Annotated in this window: 19 protein-coding genes and 3 tRNA genes; 9 read left to right on the top strand and 13 right to left on the bottom strand. The window is 57.6% G+C overall.

From position 1 onward, the window contains the following. The first annotated feature begins 54 nt into the window (after positions 1-54). The gene (locus tag QP970_RS04675) at positions 55-1,161 is read left to right on the top strand and encodes a CE1 family esterase (protein WP_239267672.1); all 1,107 of its coding nucleotides are present in this window, start codon (positions 55-57) and stop codon (positions 1,159-1,161) included. A 24-nt stretch (positions 1,162-1,185) separates the two neighbouring features. On the opposite strand, the gene QP970_RS04670 is transcribed toward QP970_RS04675, so the two are convergent. Genes QP970_RS04670 through QP970_RS04640 form a run of 7 tightly spaced genes read right to left on the bottom strand, consistent with a single transcriptional unit; the run spans position 1,186 to position 10,886 of the window. Next, positions 1,186-2,751: a choice-of-anchor M domain-containing protein gene (locus QP970_RS04670; RefSeq protein ID WP_239267670.1), complete on the bottom strand. Its 1,566-nt coding sequence runs from the start codon at positions 2,749-2,751 to the stop codon at positions 1,186-1,188. After that, positions 2,748-3,668, bottom strand: a complete 921-nt coding sequence (locus QP970_RS04665) for an anchored repeat-type ABC transporter permease subunit (RefSeq protein ID WP_239267668.1) — start codon at positions 3,666-3,668, stop codon at positions 2,748-2,750. Before QP970_RS04665 ends, QP970_RS04670 begins: the two co-directional genes overlap by 4 nt. After that, positions 3,665-4,399 carry an anchored repeat-type ABC transporter ATP-binding subunit gene (locus tag QP970_RS04660; RefSeq protein WP_370657774.1) on the bottom strand — a complete coding sequence of 245 codons (735 nt, stop codon included), beginning with the start codon at positions 4,397-4,399 and terminating at the stop codon, positions 3,665-3,667. The genes QP970_RS04665 and QP970_RS04660 overlap by 4 nt, the downstream gene beginning before the upstream one ends. Beyond that, positions 4,386-5,276 (bottom strand): choice-of-anchor M domain-containing protein, encoded by an 891-nt coding sequence (locus QP970_RS04655; protein WP_284869736.1) that lies wholly within the window; start codon positions 5,274-5,276, stop codon positions 4,386-4,388. The genes QP970_RS04660 and QP970_RS04655 overlap by 14 nt, the downstream gene beginning before the upstream one ends. Next, positions 5,269-6,774 (bottom strand): anchored repeat ABC transporter, substrate-binding protein, encoded by a 1,506-nt coding sequence (locus QP970_RS04650; protein ID WP_239267662.1) that lies wholly within the window; start codon positions 6,772-6,774, stop codon positions 5,269-5,271. Before QP970_RS04650 ends, QP970_RS04655 begins: the two co-directional genes overlap by 8 nt. Continuing rightward, positions 6,774-8,366, bottom strand: a complete 1,593-nt coding sequence (locus QP970_RS04645) for a choice-of-anchor M domain-containing protein (RefSeq protein WP_239267660.1) — start codon at positions 8,364-8,366, stop codon at positions 6,774-6,776. The genes QP970_RS04650 and QP970_RS04645 overlap by 1 nt, the downstream gene beginning before the upstream one ends. 57 nt (positions 8,367-8,423) lie before the next feature. Continuing rightward, complete coding sequence (locus QP970_RS04640; protein ID WP_239267658.1) at positions 8,424-10,886, bottom strand: choice-of-anchor M domain-containing protein; 2,463 nt, start codon at positions 10,884-10,886, stop codon at positions 8,424-8,426. Between the two features lie 233 nt (positions 10,887-11,119). On the opposite strand from QP970_RS04640, the gene gltX reads away from it, so the two are divergent. The 3 genes from gltX (at position 11,120) to QP970_RS04625 (ending at position 13,024) form a co-directional block, all read left to right on the top strand. Next, complete coding sequence (gltX, locus tag QP970_RS04635; RefSeq protein WP_239267982.1) at positions 11,120-12,613, top strand: glutamate--tRNA ligase; 1,494 nt, start codon at positions 11,120-11,122, stop codon at positions 12,611-12,613. A 226-nt stretch (positions 12,614-12,839) separates the two neighbouring features. After that, positions 12,840-12,911: transfer RNA gene (locus QP970_RS04630), tRNA-Gln, on the top strand. A gap of 40 nt (positions 12,912-12,951) precedes the next feature. Then, positions 12,952-13,024: transfer RNA gene (locus QP970_RS04625), tRNA-Glu, on the top strand. Positions 13,025-13,131: 107 nt separating this feature from the next. On the opposite strand, the gene QP970_RS04620 is transcribed toward QP970_RS04625, so the two are convergent. Next, positions 13,132-14,346, bottom strand: a complete 1,215-nt coding sequence (locus QP970_RS04620) for an IS1249 family transposase (protein WP_284869735.1) — start codon at positions 14,344-14,346, stop codon at positions 13,132-13,134. 352 nt (positions 14,347-14,698) lie between these two features. On the opposite strand from QP970_RS04620, the gene QP970_RS04615 reads away from it, so the two are divergent. Next, positions 14,699-14,771, top strand: a tRNA-Glu gene (locus QP970_RS04615). 331 nt (positions 14,772-15,102) lie between these two features. Here the strand turns inward: QP970_RS04615 and QP970_RS04610 are convergent. The 4 genes from QP970_RS04610 to QP970_RS04595 form a co-directional block, all read right to left on the bottom strand. Then, positions 15,103-17,292: a YhgE/Pip domain-containing protein gene (locus tag QP970_RS04610; RefSeq protein ID WP_239267654.1), complete on the bottom strand. Its 2,190-nt coding sequence runs from the start codon at positions 17,290-17,292 to the stop codon at positions 15,103-15,105. Then, positions 17,289-19,961 (bottom strand): YhgE/Pip domain-containing protein, encoded by a 2,673-nt coding sequence (locus QP970_RS04605; RefSeq protein ID WP_284869734.1) that lies wholly within the window; start codon positions 19,959-19,961, stop codon positions 17,289-17,291. Before QP970_RS04605 ends, QP970_RS04610 begins: the two co-directional genes overlap by 4 nt. A 233-nt stretch (positions 19,962-20,194) precedes the next feature. Beyond that, a complete protein-coding gene (locus tag QP970_RS04600) occupies positions 20,195-20,488 on the bottom strand; it encodes a hypothetical protein (protein WP_239267650.1) in 294 nt (97 codons plus the stop codon). A gap of 206 nt (positions 20,489-20,694) precedes the next feature. After that, the gene (locus QP970_RS04595) at positions 20,695-21,378 is read right to left on the bottom strand and encodes an IclR family transcriptional regulator (protein WP_239267647.1); all 684 of its coding nucleotides are present in this window, start codon (positions 21,376-21,378) and stop codon (positions 20,695-20,697) included. A 52-nt stretch (positions 21,379-21,430) separates the two neighbouring features. Between QP970_RS04595 and leuC the strand changes: the two genes are divergently transcribed. The 3 genes from leuC to QP970_RS04580 all read left to right on the top strand — a co-directional run bounded on the left by leuC (position 21,431) and on the right by QP970_RS04580 (position 24,390). After that, on the top strand, positions 21,431-22,852 hold the full coding sequence (gene leuC, locus QP970_RS04590) for a 3-isopropylmalate dehydratase large subunit (RefSeq protein WP_284869733.1): 1,422 nt from the start codon (positions 21,431-21,433) through the stop codon (positions 22,850-22,852). Positions 22,853-22,874: 22 nt separating this feature from the next. Further along, positions 22,875-23,465, top strand: coding sequence for a 3-isopropylmalate dehydratase small subunit (leuD, locus tag QP970_RS04585; RefSeq protein ID WP_239267643.1), 591 nt, complete (start codon positions 22,875-22,877; stop codon positions 23,463-23,465). A gap of 136 nt (positions 23,466-23,601) precedes the next feature. Next, positions 23,602-24,390, top strand: a complete 789-nt coding sequence (locus QP970_RS04580) for a hypothetical protein (RefSeq protein WP_239267641.1) — start codon at positions 23,602-23,604, stop codon at positions 24,388-24,390. A gap of 29 nt (positions 24,391-24,419) precedes the next feature. On the opposite strand, the gene QP970_RS04575 is transcribed toward QP970_RS04580, so the two are convergent. Further along, positions 24,420-25,418: an NUDIX hydrolase gene (locus QP970_RS04575; RefSeq protein WP_239267639.1), complete on the bottom strand. Its 999-nt coding sequence runs from the start codon at positions 25,416-25,418 to the stop codon at positions 24,420-24,422. A gap of 149 nt (positions 25,419-25,567) precedes the next feature. Here QP970_RS04575 and QP970_RS04570 point away from each other — a divergent pair, with 149 nt between their 5' ends. After that, positions 25,568-26,566, top strand: a complete 999-nt coding sequence (locus tag QP970_RS04570; protein WP_239275843.1) for an NAD(P)H-dependent glycerol-3-phosphate dehydrogenase — start codon at positions 25,568-25,570, stop codon at positions 26,564-26,566. The last annotated feature ends 17 nt before the right edge of the window (positions 26,567-26,583 follow it).

Raw genomic sequence — 26,583 nt, 5'->3', positions numbered from 1 at the left:
GTGTGGGCACCCTGTGACACAACCGATGTAACTATTGTTACCAAAGTGGCTACTGTGACTAAAGTTTTTCTTCGATTTACCTATCTCTTGACCTCGCTCCTAGTGATAGGCGCCGCCATAAGTGTGCCGGCGACGGCGCAGGAACAAGAAGGCGCCGGATCGCCGGTACAACCGACGCACCCGGAACCTGTGCCAGAACAAGACCACCACTCCGGCGAGCCCGTGATTCCAAAACCAGATGGCTCGCATTTGCTCCCAGAAGGTGTCACTGAATCGACTCCCCGCAATCCTGAGGAGCATACGTCCGCTCCCGGTGAGTCACCACATCCGGGCAATTCGGAGCCGACTCCACCCATGCCTTCTGCTGATCCCGGCATTAATCCTGATCCGGCCATTGCACCGGGAACTATGGAGTCGCTTGAAATGGAACACGAGGGAAAACAGCGTCGCTACCTCGTGCGTATCCCGGATCACTACTCTCCCGAGAAGCCATCCCCGGTGCTTTTTGGATTTGGCGGTTGGGGAGATTCCCCGGAAAATTTCTCTAGTTACGCACGAATGGGAAATACGTCAGCCACCGATGAGGCCATCATCATTTACCCGGAGGGCTACGAACGCGCTTGGGAAGCAGCTCCATATGCCAAAACCCATGATGGCGAAGATATCCGCTTCATCAAGCACATCTTGGATGCGGTGGATGCGGACTATCATGTGGATCGCAATCGCGTCTACGCCACGGGAATGTCCAATGGAGGCGGTTTCACCTCCGTCTTGGGCTGTCACGCGCAAGATACGTTTGCTGCGGTTGCCATGGTCTCCGGAGCTTTTTATAACCCCGTTGAAACCAATTGCGGCGACGCGCCAATGCATACACTCATCATGCATGGCACCCACGATCAGATGATGACCTATGAAGGCGGCGACCGGCACGAAGCTGGCTATCTTCCCGTGCGCACAGTCTTGGGAGGCTATCTTAACCGCAATCGCTGCGAAATGACCTTCCAAACCCAGGCGGAGGTTGGAGGAGCCGAGCGCCTGAACTTCAACGGTTGCCACAAGGACGTGGAATTGATCAAGGTGCCTGCTGAACACACGTGGTTTTGGCAACCGGATACCCCGAATGTTGTGTGGGACTTCCTTTCCACCAAGACACGTGTGTAGCCCTAGGCAGTACTTTTAGAGCTTCTAGTCGACGCGCGGGATCTGCGTCGTGGCATCATCTGCTTGCGGCGGCCCAGGCTGTTCTGGCTGCTCAGACTGTTCTCCAGCTTGCTTCTTCTTGCGGAAGAATTGGACATAGACCAACAGGCCAATTCCTAGCACGAGGGCGAATGCGCCGAGCCCCGCCAAGATGCCCGCCCAAAAGCTGCTCTTGGTCAGTGAGGCGGTGTAGGCGGCACCGGCAAGCGCTTCATTGTTCTGGTTCTTGCCACCTGCAGACGCGTTGGGCGCAGGAGCTGAACTGTGCTTTCCAGACTTCGTTCCTTTTGATTTGCTGTCCTTAGACTTGTTGCTCTTGGATTGCGGGGAGGACTTGCCCGCGGATTTCTGGCCAGAACTTCCGCCGGACTTGGAGTGCGCAGCCTTAGAACCGGAGCGAGAGCCGCTGCTTGCCGATGATCCCTTCGATGAGCCCCCACCCGAATTGCGCGACGCAGCACCAGAGCCTGCCCCAGAACCGTGGGCTTGGTTAGTCTTGCTCTGGCCAGAACCGCGAGCAGAGCCCTTGGTGGAACCGGACTTCGACCCAGACTTGGAGCCTTGGTTGGATCCCTGCTTCGAACCAGAATTTTTCTCTGCGGCCTTCCCACCGGAGCCGCCGGATCCACCGGACTGGCCCTGCTTAGACGGCTTATCGCCGGATTTATCCTTGGAATCTTTCTCCTTCTTTTTATCGCCCTCGAGGAATTTTTGGCCTTCCTTCAAAGTATTTTCCAGCTCCTTATCCAGGCCCGCGATGGCTTTATCTACTCCCCTGATGTCCTTGGCCAGCTGTTTCGGGCGGGAGGTTCCATCGGAAGGGACGCTTCCCTCGGCATCATCGGACTCGTCGTAGTCCACACCACACAGCTCTGCTGGATCCGCGTCATCTCCCACGAGGAATCCGGCGTGCAGGTGGTGGCGGGAGCCATCGGGAAGCTCAAAGGTAAAGCTCACGGCGTAGGTGCCCGGCTTGGTAAAAGCGAAGGCAGGGTGGGAGTGGGACCTGCCCGGATAGTCCCAAGCGGTGCCGTCCTCGGTATCCATACGGACCTTGAGATCGCCGATGCCCTCGTTTTGGAAGGCCACGATGCGCCCATCCTCTGGGCCAGACGCGATGGCCATGCTCAAGGTCGCGGTCTGCTTCGAGCCGAGGTATTCCTCCGAGAGTTCCTGGGTATTAAAGCCCAGCCACGGAACATCCTCAATCTGGGTTTGCGGGAGCACCCATCCCTCGTCAGGCAGGGAAGGGATGTTGAGATCAGAAATACGCTGCTTGTTCTTCTCCGCTACCTCTACCGCGAATTCTTCGGACTGGTATTCCTTTTCTTTTTGGTCGTCTTTGACCACAAAGCTGATATCCCCGCCTTCATCCTTGAGCGCCATGTCTTGGTGGCCTTCGGTGATGCGGATAAAGTCCTCTGCGCTGCAGGTCTCTGCGGCATGCGCGGTGGCCATAACGGAAGAGGGTAGACCCACACCGGTGAGGGTTCCCACGCTGAGGAATCCGGCGGTGCCTAGGGCAAGAGCGGTACGGCACAAGGGTTTCATGATTCGATGGTTTCCTTTCGTGGGGTGTTCTCGGAGGCGTTAGCTGGCACGCGAGGAGAAGAGTGGCCCGGTTTGCGGCGAGAGCGCAGGAAGGGATGCAGGGCCCAGACAATGAGGAAGAGGACCGTGAGCGTGAGCACGATGGTCGCGCCCGCGGGAAGATCGATGGCCCACGCCAAATAGATGCCGAAGAAGCTGCAGACGGCACCGATGATGGCCGAGAGGAACATCATCGTGGTGAGGTTGGCCGTCAGCAGGCGCGCCGTGGCGGCTGGGGTAATCAGCAGGGCGAGGACCAAGATATTGCCGATCGTGCTTACGGAAATGACCACCGCGGCGGTCACACACAGGTAGAGGATGATATCCAGGGCAAAGACCGGCAGGCCCATGGCGCGGGCGGTCTCCCGGTCCAAGCAGGTGGCATTGAGCTGCGGGCCAAAGGCCACGACCACGGCTAGGACCACGAGGCAGACGCTCGCGGCGACGGTGATATCTGTGCGCGAAACGCCGGTGAGCGAACCGAAGAGGAAGCTGGTGAGCGATGCGCTATAGCCATCCGTGCGCGAGATGATCACCATGCCTAAGGCGAAGGCGGCGGCAAAAAAGATGCCGATAATGGAATCCGCGCGCACGTGGTTGCGTTGCGAAAACGCGGCGATAAGCACCGCGACGACCGCGCCGGCAACCGCCCCGCCCAAGAGGACTGAGGTCTGCAGCGCAAAGGCGATGGCCAGGCCTGGGAACACGGCGTGTGAGACGGCATCACCAATAAAGGCCATGCCACGCAGCACCACATAGCAGCCGATGATTCCGCACACGATGGCGGCGATGAGCGAAATGCCCACTGCCCGGGCTAGGAAATCGAGGTGGGGATTGGTTAAATCCCGCAGGAAATCGATAAATGAGATATCAATCATGCAGCCACTCCAATCGCAGCGAGCAACGGGGACGAGGCACTGACGCCAAACGCGTGGGTCCACGGATCTTTCTCGGCCAAAAGCTCCTCGGCGGGGCCGTCTGCAATGACCGTGCGATTAAATAGCACGAGGCGCTTGCACGTGTGCGCCGCCTCAGACAGGTTATGGGTAGACATCACGATGGATTTTCCTTGCGCCGCAAGCTCGGCGAAAAGCTCCAAAAGGGCCTCGGTATTCGGGGCGTCGAGCCCGGTAAAAGGTTCATCGAGTAGCAAGACCTCCGGCTGAATGGCGAGGGCGCGGGCGATCAGTACGCGCTGGCGCTGGCCGCCGGAAAGCTCCTCGATGGGCCGGGAGGCAAATTCCTCCATATGCACCAAGCGCAGCGCTTCTGCAGCGGCGGCATGATCCTTTTTCTTAGGGCGCTTGAACCACCCGATGAGTCCGGTCCGCCCGCTGAGCACGGTGCGGTACACGTTGATGGGAAAGCCCCATTCCACCTCGTGGCGCTGGGGAACATAGCCCACAGAGCCGGTGACGGTGCACGTGCCGGAGGAGGGGATTAGGCCCAAAATGGCGCGCATCAGCGTGGTCTTGCCCGCGCCGTTGGGGCCTAGAAGCCCAATGAATTCACCGGTACCTACCTCGAGGTTGGCGTCCTCAATCACGGTGCGGCCAGATAGCGCTACCTGCAATCCGCGCACCTGAATGCACGGCTTAGACATGGCCATCGCCTCGCTTACGAGATTTCACGAGCACGGCAACACCGGCGATCAGCACGATAATTCCGCCGCCGACCAAGACATACACCCATACCGGTAGGGAAGAATCCTCGGTCGTGGCGTCTGCTGGGCTCCACTCCGCATCCTGGGCGGCCTGGATGTCTGCGCCATCGCCCACGGCGAAGGTCAGCACGCCATCGGTACTAAACTCCTCGCCGTTTGTGGTTTCACCCTTGATCCGGATACCCACCTGGTGGGTGCCCGGCTCCGTAAAAGTCCAGTTGGCGTGGGTGTGCGTATTGAGGTCTACCCAGAACTCAGACTCGCCTTTTTCTGCCGTAGACCACAGCAGCTGGGGTGCCTCAAAGCCGCCGTTTTGCAAGAAGAGGGAAAAATCCCCTGGGCCGGAGTGGCCGAGGAATTCCATGGTGACGCCGCGATCAGCGTTATCGACAAGCGAAGGCGCCTGGGTATTCCACCCCAGCCACGGGACGCCGGCCTGCTCAGTCTGCGGGACAACCCAGACATCCTCGCCAGATTGTGCACCGACGAAGCTGAACTCATCGGTATCCGGCAGCGTTTGCTGGGCCGCGTCGCCTACTGAGAACACCAGGTCATCAAGGTGGCGCCACACCGGGGAATCGCCTGCATCATCGCGGGCCAATAGCTCGGCATCGGAGCCATCCAGCAGCGTGCCGATGTCAACGTGGCCCGCATCGATGACCTTTTCTTCGCCCTCGGGCGCCACGGTTTCATCCGCGCCGACCACCTGCGCGAGGTCGTCGGCCCAAGCAGGCGTTGCGGATACGGCTAAGCCGGCGGTGACGATGCAGGCTGCCGTGCGAGTGGCCGCGCGGGTAACGGTTCGAGAGGCAAGGTTAAGCATGGTTATCTCCATTCGAAGGATGTAGGCAACGCTGCAGCGAGTCAGCATTGAATTTCATGAGATCGATATAAGTAGGCACGGCATCATCAAGCGTGTCGCCGTAAATGGGGCACAGCTCCACGTTTTGCTGCGCGGCGGCCTCCTTCAGCGTGCTGGCACTAGCCTGTTCCACCGGCTCCACAAAGACCGCGGGAAGGTGCAGGTTCTCCAGCGTCCGGCGCAGGGCAATGACCTCCCGTGGCGAAGGCTCAATGGCGGGATTGGGCGTCACGAACCCAGCCACCGACAGGCCATAGCCTTGCTCTAAGTAGGCATAGCCGTGGTGGGTGGTGACCAAGTGCCGGTTGCTCTGCGGGATGGAAGAGATCGCGCGGTCCACATACCCGTCAAGCTCGCGCAGTTCTGCGATATAGGACTCGGCACGGGCGCGGTAATCGGCGCCGTGCGACGGATCCGCATTCGCCATTTCTTCAGCGATGACATCGACATAGGCAATGGCATTGTCCACGTTGTGCCATAGGTGCGGGTCCACTTCGCCGTGGATGTGTTTACCTAAGACCGCTTGGGGGAGCAGGTAGGTATCCGCACCGGGGGTTCCCAAGAAGCGGTAGGCGGGATCCGGCGGAATGGGCTGCAATACCGAGGAGGGGACCGCCACCGCGGTATCAGCGGGATCAAAATGCTGGTCTTGATCGCGCAGATCAATAGATCCCTTAGCCACATCAGCGGCAATATCCACGTGGCCGGAATCAATGACATCCACATCTTCCGGCGGGTTCACGCCTACCGCGACGGTTAGATGCTCTACCTCAGTGCCATCTGCCTGAAAGCCCAGCTTATAGATGCCCGGCTCCGAAAAACCCCACGAGACGTGCGTGTGCGCGTTGGCCGGGAGGGTGACCGCATCTTCGCCTGAGTCGATGCCATCGGCGCTATTAAACAGCACTTCCGGCGTGCCGAAGGTGGAGACCACGTAGGCTGCGACATCGCCTGGCCCCTCGGCAGAGACCATGCGGAAATCCACGCCGGAGTTGCGCTGCTCGGCACCGCTAATGCGCAGGCCCAACCAGATGGCATCCAGGGAGACATCTTCTACCAGCGGCACGAGGGTAGCGCCGCGGGTGGAGGCGGAGTCAGCGACCTCTACCACGGGCGCATCCGTGGACTCGTGCAAGGTATCTATCAGGGACTGCGGTTCCAAGAGGTATCCATTGCTCAAGGCAAGATCCGCATTGGCCACGTTGCGCACCGTGCGCAGCGTCGGCTCAAAGGTGTGCGGGTCCTTTCCGCTTGGGATAAGGCCGGTGACCGAGGCATCCTCGCCTGCGACGTGGCGGGCCATATCCGCCAGAATCGGCGTCGTCGCAACCACGCTGAAGCGATCAGAGGTATCCACCGCTGCCGAGGTCGTGCAGCCTGCCGCGAGGAGGGAGACGCTACAGAGCGCCCCTACGGCCTGCAGCCCGCGCGGTACGAAACGGTAGTGGGGCACTGGCATTAATTCTTTGCCCTCGCGACAGCGAGTCGTGCAATACCCAGGCCAAGGAACAGCATGCCCAGGCCGAGCACACCGATTCCGAGAGGCATGGTGGGGGTCCCAGTATTGGCAAGAGCCGCGTTGCTGCCCTTACCGGACGTATTCGCACCGGAACCGCCAGCGCCATCCTGGCCAGCACCGGAACCATTAGAGCCCGCGCCGGCTGCGGCGCCAACACCACAGTCGCCGCCATCCGGGTTCACTTCCGCGCCCAGGTCGAAGTGGCCATTATCGAAGGAGCCATCTGGCCTGCCACCGCCGACGACAAAGTGCAGCGTTGCTTGGCCTGCTACTTGCTTGCCGGCAGAGGTCTGGGCCACCTGGCGGATCGTCACGTCATAGGTGCCCTGCTTTTCGAAGACCCAGTTAGGGTGCACGTGGGTATTGGGGGCGATATTGTAGCTGCCTTCCACAGCGCCGTTCGCGCCGCGGAACCATTCATCGCCGACGATTTTGCCCAGGCCACCCTGGCTGTAGACCATCATGGCACCAGGGCCCTTCATATCGACGAGCTCCCAAGTAACATCACCTGGAATGTGTTCGCGCATGGAGGGGCTCTGGGTATTCGCACCGAGCCACGGCACGCCATCGACCTGCGTAGAACCAATCATCCAGGCTTGGCCGGCCGAAACAGGTCCAACATCTTCTGGCAGCTCGACGCTGGAATTATCGGAGAGGTAAAAAGTTGCGCCATCGGCATCGCGCCACTGCGGCGGCGAGACCGTATCGTCTTTAATCTGCGGGATAATACCCGGACGGCACTCTGGATCCGTGGACTGTCCGCCGCTTGCAGCGTTGCCGCCTTGGCCACCCTCGGAATTGCTGTGTCCAGCGTCATTGCCGGAGTTATCTGCCTCGCCAGAACCGCCCGCAGAACGGTGACCGGAGACTGTCTCTCCGCCTTCGCCTACCTGCCAGGTATAGGTCACTGCGTTACTGGTTTGGCCATTAGAGGAGGCCTGAACAGTCATCTCATAGGTACCTGCCTCACTAAAGGCCCAGTTGACGTGCCGGTGTGCAGGACTCGGCTGGTTAATAACCTCGCCGCTGGTCAGCTCCATCGAACCGGAATTGGTCACGGCACCGACGTTGCCGAACCCAGAGGTTTCAAAAACATAGACTGAGCCCGGCCCAGAGATATTGGTGAATTCGAAGTCAACGCTGGTGAATCCGCCATCGCGTGCCGGCTGAGTATCCCAGCCCGGCCAGATGATATTTGGGTCTTGGGTTTGGGGCAGGAAGTAGGTCGATTCTCCAATCTCGGGAACGGCCTCGGTGGCATCGGACCATGCCGATTCCACGACCTGGAGCAGCACGTCATCGCCAGGGCGCTGGACGTGCGAGCCGGTGACATCTTCCTGCATGGATAGGTGTAGCTGGCCATCAGGTGCCGTGACGTAGAACGCGTCGATATGTCCGGAATCAAAGACCTCATCGAAGGCCAAGGCCGGTGTGACCGGAACGAAAAACGCGATGAGGGCGGTAATTACCGCCGCGATGATGCGGCTGCCAGGCCGGTGAGCTCTGGTGCGTGAAATGGTGTTGGTATCCATGGTTGTTATTCCTTTAGAGCGTTTGGGCTGGGGTTCCCATTAGCTGTGGATTAGTAGTTAGATGCGCCAGCCAAAGCGCTCACGAATGAGATCTTGGTTGTCGCGGAAGAAGTTGTAGAAGGCCTTGAAGGTGATGCCAAGAACCGCAGGCAAGACCAGAGCCCAAGGATTAAACGATGGCCCCGCAGGAGTAGACGGCTTAGATGGCTCGGACGGCTTCGAAGGCTTAGACGGTTTCGAGGGCTTAGATGGCTTTGCCGAGTCCGAAGGCTTTTCGGACGGCGTCTCGGAAGGCTTTTCCGATGGGGCATCGGATGGCGCAGCCGTAGAACAGGACTTCACCGCGTCATCACCAATGGCAAAGGTCAACGTCTGTGGCTTGGATGCAAGTTCTTTGCCGTCGGTAGTAGTTGCCGTATAGGTTGCCTCAAACGTGTAGATGCCCGGCTTAGTAAAAGCCCAGTGGGTATGCCTATGCGATGCGAAGGTGGTCTCGATCGTGTGATCGTCTTCGGCGGAATTGGCAAGGATGTCATATCCAACGCCCCTGGTTTTATCGATATATACGCCCCACTCAGCGCCCTCTGGCGTGTGCTTGGGCTTGAGGTTCAAATTGACTTGGCCATCTTTCATCTTGGAGTAATCCAATTTTTCGGTGTTATACCCCGGCCAGATGATGGCTTGGTTCTGCGTCTGCGGCAGGTGGTAGAAACGGTCACCGATGTTGCCAAGGAAATCGAACTCCTTATCACCCAGCTGTCGGGAGCGGGGAGTAAGCGCGTTTTTGTGCACGCCAAGTACGACGTCATCCAACGAGCGGTCTACCGAGTTCTTATCAATTTGTCCTGTGTCATCGCGTAGGACGGTGCGGAAACCATCGTCAGTAGGCAGTGCCTTGATATCGACGTGCCCGCGGTCAAGTACCTGCTTTTCGCTGCAGCGCTGAGCTTCCTCGTCCTGTGACGGTTGAGATGGTGCAGGCGTATCGCCGGGTGCGGGTGAATCGCCGGACCCAGGTTTTTCGCCTGGGGTAGCGGCGTTGTCATCCGCGCTGGTAGAAAGCTCGCCTGTCGCTTCGTAGTTTTCGCCGAATTCAAAGGGCTCAGCTAGCACCGTGCTGCCATGTCCTGCCTTGACAGTGGAGTGAGGGAAGACGTTTACTTTGGCAATCGTGTTCTTAAAGAGTTCGCCATTGGTAAAAGTTGCCTCTCCGTGCCCGTTGGTAATTGGGGCTTCCACTGGTGCCGTGGGTTCCGCGTCGTTCTTGTCGTCATAGAGACCACCAGTCATCACGCCGCTGAAGTTATTGTCCTCCATGTCGATGATGATTTTGGTTCCTTCTTCGCCCTGTTTGCGCATCCGCACCGTATAGCCGGTTTCTTGCAGCGTTACCTCTTCGGTGGGGGCCAGCTGGCGCGGATTTTCGGCTTCTTCCCATGCCTCTGCGGCATCAGAAGAGTCGGTGTGGACAGAAGAGCCTGGGGTAAATTCCACCTGCTGCGAGATCCAGCGCGGCGCATCGCCTTCTGGGGTAAATACCGCCTGGATATTAGACGAGTCTGGGCCCATGTACTCATCCCACTCGGCGTGGCCGTCGGCGACAGGCAGATCGGTGAGGAAGTAGCCATCGATAAGCAGCGTAAGCGTGCCGGATGCCTTATTTTCCGCATCGAAGGAAATGGTGGTGAGCTTATCGTCACCGTCCTTTTCCGGGTTCTGCTTTTTGTCCATGCTCAGGCTGTAACCAGCAGCGGCGGCATCGCCGGAGGAGGAGCTATCGAAGCGTTCCTTGAGGCTTGGGGTCTTGTCATCCTTTGGCTTTTGCCCGCCCACTTGGTAGCTGGTGGTTTGCGGCTCACTAGCCACGAGCTGCCCATCCGCCGTGCGAGCGGTGGTGCGATAGGTCAATCGATAACGGCCGGGCTTGGTAAAGAGAGTGGCGTTATGGGTATGGGTACCGGCATTGAGGTATGTAGAGTGCGGTGAGTCTTGGAAGGAGCCCAGCATGCGATGGAGCTCGGCGCCGTCTTTATCGTCCTTGTTGGTAAAAAGCTCCACGTCGCCTGGGCCATCCACGCTTAAGAGGTCGAGGAAGGCGATGTTATCGCGGAAATCTTTCACGGGAAGCCCAGTGTCTGCGCCGAAACCGATCCAGATGGGTTCTTGATTGGCGGAGGCTTGGTACGGGGCCGTGTAGTAGGTGGTGCCTGTAGGACCGATGTAGTCCTGCGTGCCGTTTTCTGGCAGGGAATACATAAAGTTCTGGCGGCGCTTACCGTCCTCGTCTTCGCGGTTATAGCCTTTGCCTATCCAGGCAACGGTGTCATCGATAAGCGGAGTTTGGCCGGAAAATTCGGATCGCAGTAGGAAGTTGTCTCCTTCCCAAAAGCTCTTGGGGGAATCGACGTGGGTTTGGGTTGCGATGTGTTTGCCATCGTCGGGGCCGGCGTAGGCGGTAGCCGGGGCAATCAGCGCGATCGTGCTGAATGCGGCCATGAAGCGAATACGAGGAGAAGCCACCAGCGCGTTACCTTTCTGCAGTTGTCAGTAGTTCACCTCGAAACTATAGAAAATGATTCCCAATACTGGATAATCTTTTGGAAACTGTTCCCGTTTACCTGTGTGTTTATAATGAAACCCGTTATCATCTACCCCTTTTTGCGTGTAATAAAGTACATGGGGGCGCACTTTTGGGTGGTAGGGTGAGGCGCTGGTTTGGGCTGGTGCGGACTGTGTCCTGTGACTCCACTACGATGGTGGCCATGACTGAAGTTCGCGTTAGATTTTGCCCTTCTCCCACCGGTACCCCGCACGTTGGCATGGTGCGCACGGCCCTGTTTAACTGGGCCTATGCCCGCCACACAGGCGGAAAGTTGATATTCCGTATCGAAGATACCGATGCTGCCCGTGACTCGGAAGAGTCCTATCAGGCCATCATTGACTCCTTGACCTGGCTCGGATTGGGCTGGGATGAAGGTGTCAACGTGGGTGGCCCGCATGAACCGTACCGGCAGTCCCAGCGCATGGACATTTATAAGGATGTGCTCAATAAGCTTATCGATGCCGGACATGTCTACCCCGCCTACTCCACCGCTGAGGAGGTAGAAGAGCGGCACAAGGCCGCAGGGCGCGACCCCAAGTTGGGCTATGACAACTACGACCGCGACCTGACGCAGGAACAGATTGATGCTTTTGAGGCTGAAGGTCGCAAGCCCGTATGGCGCCTGCGCATGCCGGACAAGGATTGGGCCTGGACTGACCTCGTGCGCGGCGAGATGTCCTTCAAATCCGAAACGCAGCCTGACTATGTGGTGGCGCGCTCCAACGGCGCCCCGCTGTACACCCTGGTCAACCCGGTCGATGACGCGTTGATGCGCATTACCCACGTGCTGCGCGGTGAGGATCTGCTCTCGTCCACCCCGCGCCAGCTGGCCATGTATGACGTGCTGAAGGAAATCGGCATCGCGGAATTTACCCCGGAGTTTGGCCACCTTCCCTTCGTGATGGGTGAGGGGAAGAAGAAGCTGTCCAAGCGCGACCCGCAGTCCAACCTCTTCAACCACCGCGATAACGGCATCATCCCGGAGGGTATGCTCAACTACCTGTCGCTGTTGGGTTGGTCCCTGTCTGCAGATCAGGACATCTTCAGCATGGACGAGCTGATTGAGAACTTCGATGTCAACGATGTTCTGGGCAACCCCGCGCGCTTTGACCAGAAGAAGCTCGAGGCCATCAATGCCGATCACATTCGCCTGCTCGAGCCCCAAGAGTTTGCCTTCCGCCTGCGCAATTACCTGACGGAGTACACGGATTTCCCGGCCGATTATGATGGCGAGAAATTCGCCTTCGCCGCAGACTTAGTGCAAACGCGCATTAAGACGCTTGCCGATGCCTATGGGCTACTCAGCTTCCTTATCACCCCCGATGCTGAGCTCACCTTGGATGAAAAGGCGGCCAAGAAGAACCTGAAAGACGACGCCGTCCAGCCGCTCGAGGTGGGCATTGACACCCTTGAAGCGGTAGAGGAGTGGAAGACCGACGCTATTGAAGCCGCGCTCTCCAAGGCGCTCATTGAAGATCTAGAGTTAAAGCCGCGCAAGGCCTACGGCGCGCTGCGCGTAGCCATTTCCGGCGCCCAGGTGTCGCCGCCGCTCTTTGAGTCCATGGAGCTTCTGGGTAAGGAGTCCACCTTGGCGCGCCTGCGTGCTGCCCGCGAGGTAACTCCGTACGTTCCAGCTGCGGAGTAAATCGGCACCACCAGAAGTGTGGAGGGCGCAGCCCGTTAAAGCGGCGGATGAACATCGAACTACACAGATGTCATCCGCCGCTTTATTTTAGCTCAAGAAAAACGCCTAAAAATTCCAGTTGCGCTGGCGATTTGGCGCATTGGGAAACGATGATTATAGTTATAACACGTTGCAGCGAGCAAGGGAGCGCAGCCGATAAGGATGCGATTCCAAGCGAGTGAGCAAATGGCCTATGGTGTAATTGGCAACACAGCGGTTTCTGGTACCGCCATTCTAGGTTCGAGTCCTGGTAGGCCAGCAGTGAAAACGCTTTTTTGAAGCAGGCTCACTAGTTCTATGCCCCGTTCGTCTAGAGGCCTAGGACGCCGGCCTCTCACGCCGGTAACACGGGTTCGAATCCCGTACGGGGTACAAATAAAAAGATTCCTCCAGCCACAGTGGTTGGAGGAATTTTGGCTTAAGGGACAAAATGTGTGGGATCTGTGGCGCGTCGTGGTAAGAGACATTTTGTGTGGGATTTATCCGCGTCCAGTCCAGCCTTTGCGCACTCCAAGGCTGGGATTCCATTCGGAATCGATTCCCGTGTCATAGGCGGCTGGTCGACCATCAGCATGGCCTCGGCGCTTGATTTCTTCTTCGGCCCAGGCCGCCTGTGCCTTCTCTTCGCCTTTGCGTCCGAAATCTTGCTCAAGAGCTAGCTGTAGCGGCGGCACTGGGTTTTCCGTGCGGACATAGAGCCACCAATCCATGATGATGCGTTGATGCTCATCGAAGGTTCCACGATGGGCTCTGGCAAGGTCTTTGAGCTGCTTGTTGATTCCGCCTTCAAGCAGGTTCGTTGTGGACTTCACGTCGCAGGTCACGCCTTCAGGCGGATTCAGGTAGGTAAATAGCGTTCCGTCGTTGATAAGTTCATTGAGCCTGTTGAAGCTTCGCCTAGCGCCACGGTGCGTGAACCAGAATTTTTGACTCGGCTTGACCCACCGCGGTATATCTGCGGCTTTTACCTGGCTGCGGTATGTTTTCTCTTTCAACCAGGGGCCGAATGTCACGCTGGCCTTGTGGACTCTGGTGATGAACTCGCGTGCTTCATCCTGAGTTTCGATATGTGTGAGCTGATACGCGAACGTGCGCAGTGCTTTATGCGCTGGATAGCGGGGATGACGTGAGATGTCGGTGAGGATATTGCGCTGAACATGAACGAGACATCGCTGGATTTTAGTATCTGGCCAGTGCTTTTTAATGACTGCGCGGGCACCGCCAGAGCCATCGATCGTGACGATCAGCGGTGGTGCGAGCATGTCCAGGAGTCTGGCGTAGTTGTATTTTGATTCCCCGGTGCACCATAGCCAGGCCACGGGGTGTTCGGCGGTGCACGCAACAAGCAGGCATTTGTTGTGAAAGTAGGTGCCGTCGATAAACAACTGGTCGTAGACGCGGAACTTGTCGGTATGTGAGGGCACCACGATGAACCAGAAGAAGGTAAACCACCGGGTGAGTGTGCGTCGGGTGACGTGAAGGCGGTGTGCTATGCGTTCTGCTGGTTCGCCGGTAAGGACCCAGTCTAAAAAGACTTTGAAGTGCTGGATATTGGCGGTGTTGGCCCTGGTGCCGGTTTGTGAAGCGTTGCAGTTGGGGCAACGCCAGCGTGGGGTTCCTGCTGTTGTTGTGCCGTTCTTGTGCATGCTTGTTCCGCAGATCGCGCATGCTGGGCGATTCCTACGACCTGTCATAAGAATTGCCGTAGCAGGTTCAAATACCACAGGTGGGCAATGACCGGCGTATTTGAGGGCTAAACCTCAGGTTGGAACTGATTCCAATTCAATATCCGCACCTTGCCCCAGCTCAAGGAATGAATCGACACCTCAAATCCCACACAAAATGTCCCTTAAGCCAATTTTTCGTATGTGCGCTTGCGGTCTAAACGGGGGTTAAGTGGGTCTTAACCCGGGGGATCTATTGGCACGAATTCCCTTACTATCTGCTGATTTGTAATGTGTTTACCCATCGTTTACTGTTTAACGAGTCCGCAGCAAGCAAGCTTTAAGCAGCATCGCTTTTGATTTGCGTGCTACGCGCGACCGAGCCCCGTTCGTCTAGCGGCCTAGGACGCCGGCCTCTCACGCCGGTAACACGGGTTCAAATCCCGTACGGGGTACAATTTAAAGGCTGCGAGCGCCACCGCTCGCAGCCTTTTGTTTTGCCATTTTCTTTCTGCGTTTCCCAGGGCTTGAGAAGTAGATTAAGCGGCGCTTAAACGGCTCTCGCTGCGCCACATGGAGCATTGCGTTGGAGAGAGTGCGGTGGGCGAGAAGGCATCGGAAAGCGCCTGCTGTAGCCGCAGCCATCCCTTCGCACTCACCGGGTCAGCGGGAATTGGGGCCGGGTCAGCGCCCGTGAGCGCCAAGGGAGGGGATGGGTCCGCCACTGCAAAAAGAACGCCCAGCGAGCCTCTCAGGCTGCACTGGGCGTTGAATGTAGGTGGAAGGCTATGCCATGACCTTCGTCTTCTTAATCGCCTTCTGGAGGCGCTTGTGGTAGTTATCCATGGCGGGACGCAAGAACAGACCGAGGATGAGTGCCGGGATGGCGAAGAGAAGGAGCATGCCGAGCTCACGGAGGATGTCGGCCTCGTAAATGCCGGCGATGGCGCTGCGGAACGCGTCGATGCCGTAGGTGGCCGGCAGCCACGGGCTGACATTTTGGAACCACTCTGGAAGAAGCGGCAGGGGATAGGCGCCGCCGGAACCGGAGACTTGGATGACCAAAAGCAGAACCGCGAGGGCCTTGCCCGCGCTATCGAATGTGATAACCAGTGAATATATTATCAACATAAACACCAGTGAGATTATCCACGAGGCAAAGAGCATCATGAATGGGTGCTCGGGCTCGATCTCCACGAAGAAAATCAGGCTGAGGACGACGAGGGTGGCTTGAGCGATGCCGATGAGCCCAAAGGTAAGGAAGCGGCCCAGGAAGACTTGGTTCCTGGTGAAGTGATCCTTCTTGTCGAGGCCTTCGTTCTTCTTCAAGTACTTGCGTTCGGCGTTGGTGTGCACCAGCACGCAGGCAAGCAGGGCACCTACCCACAGTGAAAGCGTGAGGTAGAACGGCGTCATACCAACACCGAATGCAGCAACATCGTAGATGGGCTGGCGGTCCACGTTGACCGGCGAAGCGATTCGGGAGGCCAGTAGCTCGGGATCATCGCCAATGAGACCGGCGAGCTGGCTGAGGTCACCGCCGTCGCGGATCTCATCGATCTTTTGGCTGAGCTCGCCAAAGCGGCTCGCCTGCTGCTGCAATGTACCGGATAGGCTTGCGGTTAGATCGCGCACCCGCACGAGGGCATCGTTGTCATTAGAGATGGTATTTCGGATGCCTGCGATATCGCGTTTGACCGCATCAACATCGTTGGCAACCGTACCCACACTATCTCCCAGAGCCGCTAGCTGTGGCTTCAGATTAGAGTTATAGGAGTTGCGGGCGTTTTCGACGGCCTGCTTGGCGCTGGCAATCGCAGCTTGCGTTTGCTGCTTGGACTCTTGGGAATTCCTGCCGTTTTCGATGTTATCGGCCGTAGAGGTCAAGGAATCGTGCAGCGCATTGCTCTGGGCGATGCTGGCATCCAGCTGCCCCATCATGGCCGCATAGCCTGCCGCTACCGGGCCTGGGAGATCGACCTTATCGGCTTCTTTCTGGATGCTGTCCTTCACGCCTTGGAAGGCTGCGGTCTGCTGTCCCACGCGGTCCGCGGCAGTGCGGAAGGTTTGGGCGGTCTGCGCGGAGGTGGCGCTGGCATTGTTCAGCAATTCCTCGATTTGTGAGGATAGGACCTCGTAGCTCTGCGTCGTCGCGGCAAGGGACGCATCCAAGGAACCAGTGGACTCATCCAGCGTGGACTTTAAGATATCGATGGGTGATTCGCCGTTGTCATTGGTGGTACTGGAGGCCTGGTTTCCCGCTTCATTCAGGATGTTATTGGCCGCCTGGGTGAGCGGAATGGTGGAATCTACCAGGTTACTCAGCGCCATGACCGTGCCAGAGGCTGCATCGAGGCGCGACTGTACGGTATTGACTCGGTTGTGCACGTTGTTGAGCGCGGCCTGGGTATCGCCCTCATCAAGGTACTGGTCCAACGAGGAAATGACGCCAAGACCCACATTGGACACAACGCGGGTAAAGGACTCGTCGATCTTCTCGATCACACCGGTAGCGCTGCGTTGGGTAATCGTGGTCGACAGCGCGTTCTTCTTCTCATTGGTATAGAGATTAAGTTTGCTTGGCTCGGTGCCTTCCACGTAGAAAGTGAGGAGGTTTGAGCTGAAATCCTTGGGCAAGACGATGCCTGCGTAGTACTCACCGGACTTGGTGCCCTCTACGGCATCATCGCTATTGGTAAGAACCCAATTGATTTCGTCGTTGCGGCTGAGCTGGGATAAAACCTCATCTCCCAAGTTAAGCTTGAGCGAAGCTAGGTCGCTTTGGTGGCCCTCGTCCTCACTGGCGACGGCGATTTTGAGCTGTTTGGTATTGGCAAAAGGGTCCCAGCTGGCCAGCACGTTAAAAGTGGTAAAAAGCAGCGGGATAATGGCGAGGCCGAAAATGATGACGGCGGTCATTACGTTGCCACGGATGGCCTTGAGGTCATCGCGGAGAATGGTCAGAATATTGCTCATGACTTATCTCCCTTTCCGGTTTCTTCGCCGTCGTCGGCGGGCTTATCTGTGGTATCGCCCTGCGATTGTGGGGTAGAAGATATTTCGGGGTGTTTATCCGACTGGACATCTTCTAGCCGATACTGATTGGGGTTTTGGCGTTGATGTTCTAGGTGCTGCTGAATTTCTTCATCGCTGAGATCCGCCAAGCGGTTATCGTGCGCGATGCTTTGTTTCACGTATTCCAGCGAGCAAATGACCGCGACCGCAATCAGCGCCACAAGGCACGCAATGCCGAAAAGAATCGCTTTCTGTTCCGGCATGAACCGGGAGCAAATCACGAGTGCGAGCACCAAGGCTATCCCGATGGCGATCGTGAGCTTCATTAGCTGAGAATAATTCTTCCGGGCGGTCATCCACTTGGTATCCAAGCTCTTTTGGTATCCCTCGCGGTCCGCGGAAGCATACAGGAGGTCGGTAAAACGGTAGCGGCTGCCGATCAGGTGGACCTGCTCGTTGATAACGAGCCCGCCCTTGGCCAGCTCGTCATTGACCAGCATGGTGACGTTGGACAGCCCGCGCCTTAAGAAGGTGCCCATGAGGTAGGCGACAACTGCCATGCCGGTCAGCGCGGCGATATCGCGGATGTAATGGGTGCCGTAGAACCCGCCTACCGTCTCGCGCATGGCATCGATGCCGTAGGTAAAGGGCAAGAAGGGGTGGACGGCGCGGAAGAAGTCCGGCGTCATTTCGATGGGGTACAGGCCTGATGCGCCGGGAATCTGAATAAAGGCCAAGACCACCGCTATGCCGCGGCCCACGTGACCGAATGTCGAGACGAGGCCATAGGTAATGCTGAGGTAGCACAGGCTGATAAATACAGAGGTAAGGATATAAGCGGTGGCGCTGACGTGCTCAACGCCGATGACTAAGTTACCGATGGAAACAATAAGCGCTTGGGCAATGGCGAAAAAGCCGAGGAGCAAGAAGCGCGAGAAGTACGCCTTATTGATGGTCAGATCCCGGCGGCCCTGTGGGTCAACCTCGGCACGGAAAATGATTAGGAGCATAAAGGCACCGATCCACAGCGTGAGGTTGATAAACAGCGAGGACATGCCGGAGCCGTAGTGCGCGACGGGGAAGACTGCATGGCTTTCCATCTCTGCGGGCGAGGAAAGGAATGAAGACACGTGGTCCGTATCAAGACCGTTGACGGACTTCAGCACGGTATTGTTATTGGCCGTGTTGCTCAAGGCAATAACATCGGTGCGCGCGGAACGAAGCCCTTCTTCAACGCGATCCAGATCAACCGAGAAGCGCTTTACCACTTCTTGGGCGTGGGTCAACTGCTCGTCGACGCCCCCGAGAAGCCCGTCCGTTTGCCCAACCAGAGCCTTTTGGCTGTTGAGCGAGGCAGATAGCCGCCCAGCGGTAGCGGAGACATTAGACAGCGCAGAATTGAGCTTAGGTAAGCCGTTGGCCACGTCATCGCGCAGTCCGTGGGAATCATCGCGGGCCTGGGATGCCATGGAATTGAGCAATTCCGAGGTCTTATTCAGCGAATCAAGGGTGGCATTAGTATCGCTATTAAGGGAATCCAGCTCTCCTAGCACCGCGCGGTTTTGATCGTTGCGGTCACGCAGATCAGAAACCGACTGGTTGATCTGCTGCGATACCTCTGGGGGAAGGGCTGGCAGGGAAGCGACTCCGGCTAATTGGTCGATGGCTTTATCAGCCTGATCGAGGATGCCTTGGGCGCCGTCTGTCGCGGCATCGACGCGGTTGAGAGCGCCGTTTAACCGCCCGGTGACAGAACCGATATTGGCATTGGCGTTTGCGGTGCCATCGGCAAGCGCAGTCGTGCCTTGGATATAAGCGGCAGTGGCATCGTCGGCGAAGGAAGTAACTTCCTTTTGCACCTCGTCGGTCAAGGAGGTGACCTGGTTTAAGGCCTGCTGCGCGTCATCAATCGTGGCCTGCACAGAGCCGAGGGACTGACGAGCCTGTGCGATGGTGGGTCGAGCATCGTCGATAATGGTGTTGACATCCGCCAAGGAATTGCGCGAATTGGCCACGGTATCGGCGGTCTCTGAGAAAGAATTCGCGGTATCACCCGCGGTTCTATTGATCCTATCGCTGAGGTCGCCGCCGGAGTTTCTCAACTCGGTGGAAACCGATTTCGCGACGTTTTCATTAAAGGTCGCGCTAATCGTGGTTTCTAGGGTAGAAGAACCAGAGTCAGTGACCTTGGGGGCAATGGCATTGATTTTTTCATTGACCTGATACTCCAAGGTGGGCTGAGAATAGGTGCCTTGGAACAGGCTGACAAAGTCGGAAGAAAAATCCTCCGGCACGATGATGGATGCAAAAACGTCGCCGGATTTTACGGCGTGTTCAGCTTCGCCGCGGTCCATAAACTGCCAGCCGAGCCTGTCATTGTTGTGCAGCTTTTCCATCATCTGCCCGCCGACGTCAATATCGCCGGTGAGATCTGACGAGGCACCCTTGTCCTCGTTCACCACGGCTACCTTGAGGTGTTCGGTATTGCCATAGGGGTCCCAGAAACCGGAGACATTGACCCAAGAATATAAGGCAGGGGTAATCATCAAACCGATGAGAATCACCCAGACTTGCGGCGTCCGCCACAGGCGGACGAAGTCTTGGAGAAAAAGCTTCCAACTAGTAATCACTCGAAAGACCGTAGCACCGAAACGGTGTTAACTAATAGTCAAGCAGGCAGATTCGGCGAAATTGACAGCTTGATTGCCTCTTGGCCACCGTGCGACGTACGCAATTGTGGCTAGGGTTAATAAAAGGTTAATTCACGCTGGGCTAATGCGCAGAAAAACGCCGCGATACTCCATGCATCAAAGCGGTGGAACATCGCGGCGCTAGGGTGCTGCAGGGCGCGTGCCGGCGCAGCTTAGTGCTCGTCGTAGTGATCGCCGTGAGCGGCGTGGCGGTGACCGTCGTGGATGTAGTCAACGTGGTCGCCGTGAGGGACAGCAACGTGGCCGCAGCCCTCACCATGGGTGTGGTCGCTGTGAGGTTCAGCCTCAATGTGCTCGTTGGTCTCGCACTCGTCCCAGTGGCCCTCGTGCTCGCGGTGGATGTGACCATCGTGCACGAAGTCGGTGTGATCCTCGTGCGGGAAAGCAACGTGGCCGCAGCCTTCGCCGTGGGTGTGCTCGTGTTCAGTGTGGGTAGCGTGAGTCATAATCATGAATCCTTTCTTTGCCTTTGGGGTCAAGGAGTGTCCTTCTCGTTTTCACTCTGTTTTCATTAAATCATGTTTTCAGTTCGGTTTCAATAGCGTGCGGGAGATTTTCGATATTTTTTCAATAGGCTACGGCGGGGTGGGGTATGTGGAGGTAAAACGCAGCAACGCCCTGGGCCGGTGGGAGGTCCAGGGCGTTGGTGAGGCTAGAGAAGCTCTGAAAGCTCTTGGGCGGCGGAGGTTAGCAGGCGGGCGTACTTCTTGGCGGGCGAGGGGCGGAAGCGCTCAGCGGAACCGGAGATAGACAGTGCTGCGCGGAAAACGCCGGAAGAATCAAAGACGGGAGCGGAAATGGAAGCCAAGCCGGCCTCGCGCTCTTCGATGGATTCTGCATAGCCCTGGCGGCGGGCGGTTTCTACATCGGCGGCACTGAATTGTGCGGCGTCAAGGGGGAAGTCTACGTAGCCTGCGATGATGCGGGCTGCAGAACCGGAGGTCAGCGGCAGCTGGCGGCCTACTGGGACCACGTTGTGTAGCCCTGACGTGGGCTCGCGGGTGGCGATGCAGGTGCGGGTGGTTCCCGTGAATTCATAGAGCTGAATGGACTCACCGGTGCGGTCGAGGAGTTGGTCCATGATGGGGCCTGCGACTTCTAAAATGTGGTCGCGGTTGCCGGGGAGCGCAGGACCGGCTTTCCACTTTCCTTCAGGGGTGCGTACGAGGATGCGGTGCGCTTCTAACGCAGTGGCTAGCCTGTGTGTCGTTGCCCGAGGTAGTCCCGTGGTTTCACATAACTCATTAAGGGTCGATGGGTTGTTTGCGGCGGCCATCATGATGGCCATTGCACGATCTAGTACCTTAATGCCGGAAACTGCGCTATACTCTCCCATATAATGAAATCTACGTCCCAAATTATGAGATTTCAAGTGTGGAGTGATGTTTATGAACCAGAAGCTGACCTTGGCAGAAAAAGTATGGCGTGACCACGTTGTCCAGCAGGGCGACGCGGGCGCACCAGACCTTATCTATATTGACTTTCAACTTTTGCACGAAGTTACCAGCCCGCAGGCCTTCGATGGGCTGCGCCTGCAAGGTCGCACAATGCGGCACCCGGAACTGCACCTGGCCACCGAGGACCACAACGTGCCGACGGAGGGTATTAAATCCGGCAACCTCTTAGAGATTAAAGACGAGGTATCGCGCACCCAGGTTTCTACCCTGCGCAAGAACTGCGAAGAATTTGGCGTGCGGTTGCACTCAATGGGTGATGAGCAACAAGGCATCGTGCACACCGTTGGCCCACAGTTGGGCATTACCCAGCCCGGCATGACTATTGTATGCGGCGATTCGCATACCTCGACCCACGGTGCATTCGGCTCCATCGCCATGGGCATTGGTACCTCAGAGGTAGAGCACGTCATGGCCACCCAGACGCTTTCTTTGAAGCCCTTTAAGACGATGGCCATCGAAGTCACCGGCGAATTGCAGGAAGGCGTCTCCGCAAAGGACCTTATTCTGGCCATCATCGCCAAGATTGGCACCGGCGGTGGCCAAGGATTCATCATCGAATACCGCGGTGAAGCCATCCGCAAGATGTCCATGGAAGCCCGCATGACCATCTGCAATATGTCCATTGAGGCCGGTGCGCGTGCCGGTATGGTCGCACCCGATGAAACGACGTTTGAGTGCGTCAAGGGCCGTGAGTTCGCCCCAAAGGGCGCCGACTGGGATAAAGCGGTGGATTACTGGAAGACGCTGCCTACTGACGATGGCGCCGAGTTCGATCGCGTCGTAGAAATCGATGGATCATCCCTGACCCCATTTGTCACCTGGGGAACGAACCCGGGCCAAGGCCTGCCGCTGGGCGAAACCGTACCGGACCCAGAAGACTTCGGCGATGACAATTCCAAGGCCACCGTGAAAAAGGCCTTGGAGTACATGGACCTGCAACCAGGCACCCCACTGCGCGACATCAAGATCGACACCGTCTTCGTGGGATCGTGCACCAATGCGCGCATCGAGGACCTGCGCGCCGCCGCTGAGGTGGTCAAGGGCCGCACCATCGATTCCACTACGCGCATGATCGTGGTTCCTTCCTCCGCGGTGGTCAAGGCCGATGCGGAAAAGGAAGGCCTTGACCGGATTTTCCAAGACTTCAGCGCAGAGTGGCGCACGGCGGGATGCTCCATGTGTTTGGGCATGAACCCCGACCAGCTGAAACCAGGGGAGCGCTCAGCATCCACGTCCAACCGCAACTTTGAAGGCCGGCAGGGCCCTGGCGGGCGAACCCACCTCGTTTCCCCACAGGTTGCTGCCGCTACCGCCGTCACCGGATACCTGTCCAGCCCGGCTGACCTGAAATAAGCACGCGAGAAAGGTTGAAATAATGGAGAAATTTATCACCCATACCGGCACGGGAGTCCCGCTGCGGGCGTCCAACGTGGATACGGATCAAATCATCCCCGCGCGCTACCTCAAATCGGTCAAGCGCACGGGCTTTGCGGAGGGGCTATTTTCCAACTGGCGCTCTGATTCCACCTTCGTACTTAACCAAGAGCAGTTTAAGGACGGCTCCGTACTCTTTGCCGGCCGCGACTTCGGCACCGGTTCCTCCCGAGAGCACGCAGTATGGGCCTTGCGCGAATACGGTTTCAAAGCAGTATTCTCCTCCCGATTTGCGGATATCTTCCGAGGTAACTCGGGAAAGTCTGGTCTGCTTACTGGGCTGATGGAACAAGAAGACATCGAGCTTATTTGGAAGCAGTTGGAGGCCGGGGAAACCCAAGTCACGGTCTATCTGGAGGCGCGCACCGTTCGGATTGGCGAAAACACCTACTCATTCGACATCGATGACTACACGCGCTGGCGCCTGATGGAAGGCCTCGATGACATTGGCATCACGCTGCGCGATGAAGAGGCGATCACGAGCTTCGAGAACTCTCGCACCAGCTTCAAGCCCGCGGTTCACGCGGACTAATCCAGCAGGTGCGCCCCACGCTTTGCCGGGGCGCACACCACCGTCGTCATGATCCGGGGCAGTGGTGGGGTAACGGTCGAGTAACAAAACTGACTTCGCAAGCGTGCAGCTGGGTTTATCTATTATTCTCTGTGGTATGACTTCGCCTTATTCCGGATCACGCGACCATGATGGATACAATCACCGCTCCCAACAGCCCTACTCAGGTGGGCAGCCGGGATATTTTCGTGAGTCGACCGCTCCAGGCGACATCGATGCCGTCAACATTATTGGCGATAGTTTCCGCTATTTCGGTCGCAATTGGGTGCAGTGGCTTTTTGCCCCACTAGTGCAAATGGTCGTCCTTTTCGTCGCATACCTCATCATCGCCGTAGTCTTTGCCGCCGGCGGCGGCTCCCTTTCCATCGAGGCGTCGACCGAGGGAACCGCCTTGGACGGTTCCCTCGGCGTACTGGGCGTGCTATTACTCGCCATCGCGGTAATAGCCCTGTTAATTGTCTATCTGTGGGCAAATGCAATCTGGTACCAAGCCGCTAATAAGCAGGTCAATGGCCAGGATTTGATGTTCGGGGATTTCTTCACGTTCAAAGGCATGGGCGGCATCATGTTGGCCTACCTCGTCACTAGCGTGGTCATCGGCATTGGCTTTGTCTTGCTCATAATCCCCGGACTTTTCGCCCTGTTCTTCTGGTGGTGGGTCCCAGCCGTCAAGGCAGCGCGCCCAGACCTAGGCTTGGGTGACTGCTTTAAGCTTTCCGCGGATATCGCAAAGAGGAACATCGGTACCACCTTGCTGGTCGGTATCGCGCTCATCATCCTCTACATGGCGCTGGGCTCAACCGTGGTGGGTGTTGTCGTGCTGCCGGGGCTCATGGCCTTAGCCCCCACCCTCTTCGTGCGCCGCAACCTTGGCATGCGCGGCTAAGGGCTAGGGGCTCGCGCGGCCCGAGCTATTTAGCGCACAGGCAGGGGGCTGGGAAGGCAATCAGCACCGGTTAATTCACCATTGTTGAAGGACAAAACCCACACCGAGGCCTTTTTAAACTTCAATTCCTCCTGTGGCTTCTTGAGGAATTGCGGGGCTAAGTCCTCGATGATGCCGGGGATGGTCTGTCCCTGGCTAATAATGACCGGCACCCCGCCGTCGTTTACGACGCGACGGAAAGCCTTCTTGGCAGCCGCCGGATTCTTTTCCCACACCTCGTCGCCAAAGTCCTTATTAATGGCAATGTCTTTACCCAGCTCATCGGCAAGCGGCGCAGCAGTTTGCTGGCACCGATGCGGGCGAGCGGAATAGATCGCGGTGGGGTGGTAGGCCGCCAGCATGGGCACGAGCATTTCTGCTTGGCGGCGCCCCTTCTTATCCAGAGGCCGCAGGTTGTCATCGCCCTCCCACTTCTTGCGGTCGTGGGCGTGGGCGTGGCGGACGTACAAGACGCGCGTTGTGGGGGCGAGCTGCAGACGCTTTTGTGCCTTGGCGACGACGTCGTTGTCCACGTCATAGGACAAGAGCTGCTGTGCTTGGTCAATGGGCACCCAACGCAGCTCATCGGTCTCATCATTAGGGGTATAGGTGCCGCTGAGGTAGAACGCCGCCCAGTAATAGACCACCTTGGTGCGCCCCTGTACGGGGTAGGTGACCTTGCCAATCAACTTGCCCAAGCGCACTTGGAAGCCGGTTTCTTCCTCAATTTCGCGCGCCGCGGTGGTGGGCAGGGATTCGCCTGGATCCACCTTTCCCTTGGGCAGGGACCAATCGTCGTAATGCGGGCGGTGAATGAGCGCGATTTCAGGGTTCGCGGGGTCGCCGCGCCAGACTACAGCGCCGGCGGCAAGGGTAGTGCGGGGAAATTCTTTGGCAGGATCCACCGGAATTTCTTGATGCCGGCCGGAAATGAATTTTTCGGACTTTTTATCTTTATCGGTCTCGTGCATCTTCTTCGCGCTCGGCATAGCTTTTCGTGCCTTTCTTCGGTGACTGAAAAATTGGCGTTAACCTCATAATCATTGTTCCACGGGGGAGATCCCTGCCGCATCCTTGCCACGCCCAGAGCGATAAATGCCTTAAGGTGGAACTAATAGGAAAACGTTTGGAGGAAGCCATGGTAAAAGTAGCGGTAATGGGTGCCGGTTCCTGGGGCACCACCTTGGCCAAGGTATTTGCGGACGCAGGAAACGATGTCACCCTGTGGGCGCGACGGGCCGAATTGGCGGAAGCGATCAACGAAACGCATACAAACCCTGATTACCTGCCGGATATCCACCTTCCGGAGGCACTGCGCGCCACGCACGATGAGGAAGAGGTGCTTTCCGGCGCGGATATCGTGGTCTTCGGCGTGCCATCCCAGTCCTTGCGCGCCAACGTGGAGCGCTGGGCGCCCGTATTGCCCGAGGATTCCACGCTGGTCTCCATTTCCAAGGGCGTAGAAACCAGCACGCTCAAGCGCATGAGCGAAGTCATCGTGGATGCCGCCGACGTAGATCCGCAGCGCGTGGCGGTGCTATCTGGACCCAACCTAGCCAAAGAAGTGGCGCAGGGGCAGGTTACGGCCACGGTCATCGCCTGCACTGACAAAGAGCGTGCCAAGGCGGTGCAGGCGGCCATCGCCGCGCCCTACTTGCGGCCCTATACAAATACCGATGTTATCGGCGCGGAGATCGGTGGTGCTTGCAAAAACGTCATCGCCTTGGCCTGCGGCATGGCCTCGGGCAAGGGCTTGGGCAATAACACTATGGCCACGATGATTACCCGCGGCTTAGCGGAGATTACCCGCCTGGGCACGGCCTTGGGCGCGGAGCCGTTTACCTTTTCCGGCTTGGCGGGGTTGGGCGATTTGGTGGCTACGTGTAACTCCACGCTCTCGCGTAATAGGACCTTCGGTTACCGCCTCGGTCAAGGCGGCAGCCTAGAAGAAGCGAAGGCGGCCACCAATGGCCAGGTAGCAGAGGGCGTGTTTTCCTCTGATTCCATCTTCCGCCTAGCCCAGCAGGCTGGGGTAGAGATGCCAATAACGGAAGCCGTCTACGGAGTGTGCCATCAGGGCATGGCTGTAGACGATATGATTATCGCCCTTATGGGTCGCTCCAAGAAGTCGGAGTAGCAGAAAGGTAAAATCAT

The organism is Corynebacterium sp. MSK073 (assembly GCF_030232085.1).
Lineage (GTDB): Bacteria > Actinomycetota > Actinomycetes > Mycobacteriales > Mycobacteriaceae > Corynebacterium.
The sequence above is the reverse complement of the archived record's forward strand: the minus strand, read 5'-3'. Positions and strand labels throughout refer to the sequence as shown.

What these genes read in the sequence shown, in the direction of transcription:
- QP970_RS04670 (WP_239267670.1), bottom strand. Translation starts at nt 2,751, where the DNA reads ATGAAACCCTTGTGCCGTACCGCTCTTGCCCTAGGCACCGCCGGATTC.
- QP970_RS04665 (WP_239267668.1), bottom strand. Translation starts at nt 3,668, where the DNA reads ATGATTGATATCTCATTTATCGATTTCCTGCGGGATTTAACCAATCCC.
- QP970_RS04660 (WP_370657774.1), bottom strand. Translation starts at nt 4,399, where the DNA reads ATGGCCATGTCTAAGCCGTGCATTCAGGTGCGCGGATTGCAGGTAGCG.
- QP970_RS04655 (WP_284869736.1), bottom strand. Translation starts at nt 5,276, where the DNA reads ATGCTTAACCTTGCCTCTCGAACCGTTACCCGCGCGGCCACTCGCACG.
- QP970_RS04650 (WP_239267662.1), bottom strand. Translation starts at nt 6,774, where the DNA reads ATGCCAGTGCCCCACTACCGTTTCGTACCGCGCGGGCTGCAGGCCGTA.
- QP970_RS04645 (WP_239267660.1), bottom strand. Translation starts at nt 8,366, where the DNA reads ATGGATACCAACACCATTTCACGCACCAGAGCTCACCGGCCTGGCAGC.
- gltX (WP_239267982.1), top strand. Translation starts at nt 11,120, where the DNA reads ATGGTGGCCATGACTGAAGTTCGCGTTAGATTTTGCCCTTCTCCCACC.
- QP970_RS04620 (WP_284869735.1), bottom strand. Translation starts at nt 14,346, where the DNA reads ATGACAGGTCGTAGGAATCGCCCAGCATGCGCGATCTGCGGAACAAGC.
- QP970_RS04610 (WP_239267654.1), bottom strand. Translation starts at nt 17,292, where the DNA reads ATGAGCAATATTCTGACCATTCTCCGCGATGACCTCAAGGCCATCCGT.
- QP970_RS04600 (WP_239267650.1), bottom strand. Translation starts at nt 20,488, where the DNA reads ATGACTCACGCTACCCACACTGAACACGAGCACACCCACGGCGAAGGC.
- QP970_RS04595 (WP_239267647.1), bottom strand. Translation starts at nt 21,378, where the DNA reads ATGGGAGAGTATAGCGCAGTTTCCGGCATTAAGGTACTAGATCGTGCA.
- leuC (WP_284869733.1), top strand. Translation starts at nt 21,431, where the DNA reads ATGAACCAGAAGCTGACCTTGGCAGAAAAAGTATGGCGTGACCACGTT.
- leuD (WP_239267643.1), top strand. Translation starts at nt 22,875, where the DNA reads ATGGAGAAATTTATCACCCATACCGGCACGGGAGTCCCGCTGCGGGCG.
- QP970_RS04580 (WP_239267641.1), top strand. Translation starts at nt 23,602, where the DNA reads ATGACTTCGCCTTATTCCGGATCACGCGACCATGATGGATACAATCAC.
- QP970_RS04575 (WP_239267639.1), bottom strand. Translation starts at nt 25,418, where the DNA reads ATGCCGAGCGCGAAGAAGATGCACGAGACCGATAAAGATAAAAAGTCC.
- QP970_RS04570 (WP_239275843.1), top strand. Translation starts at nt 25,568, where the DNA reads ATGGTAAAAGTAGCGGTAATGGGTGCCGGTTCCTGGGGCACCACCTTG.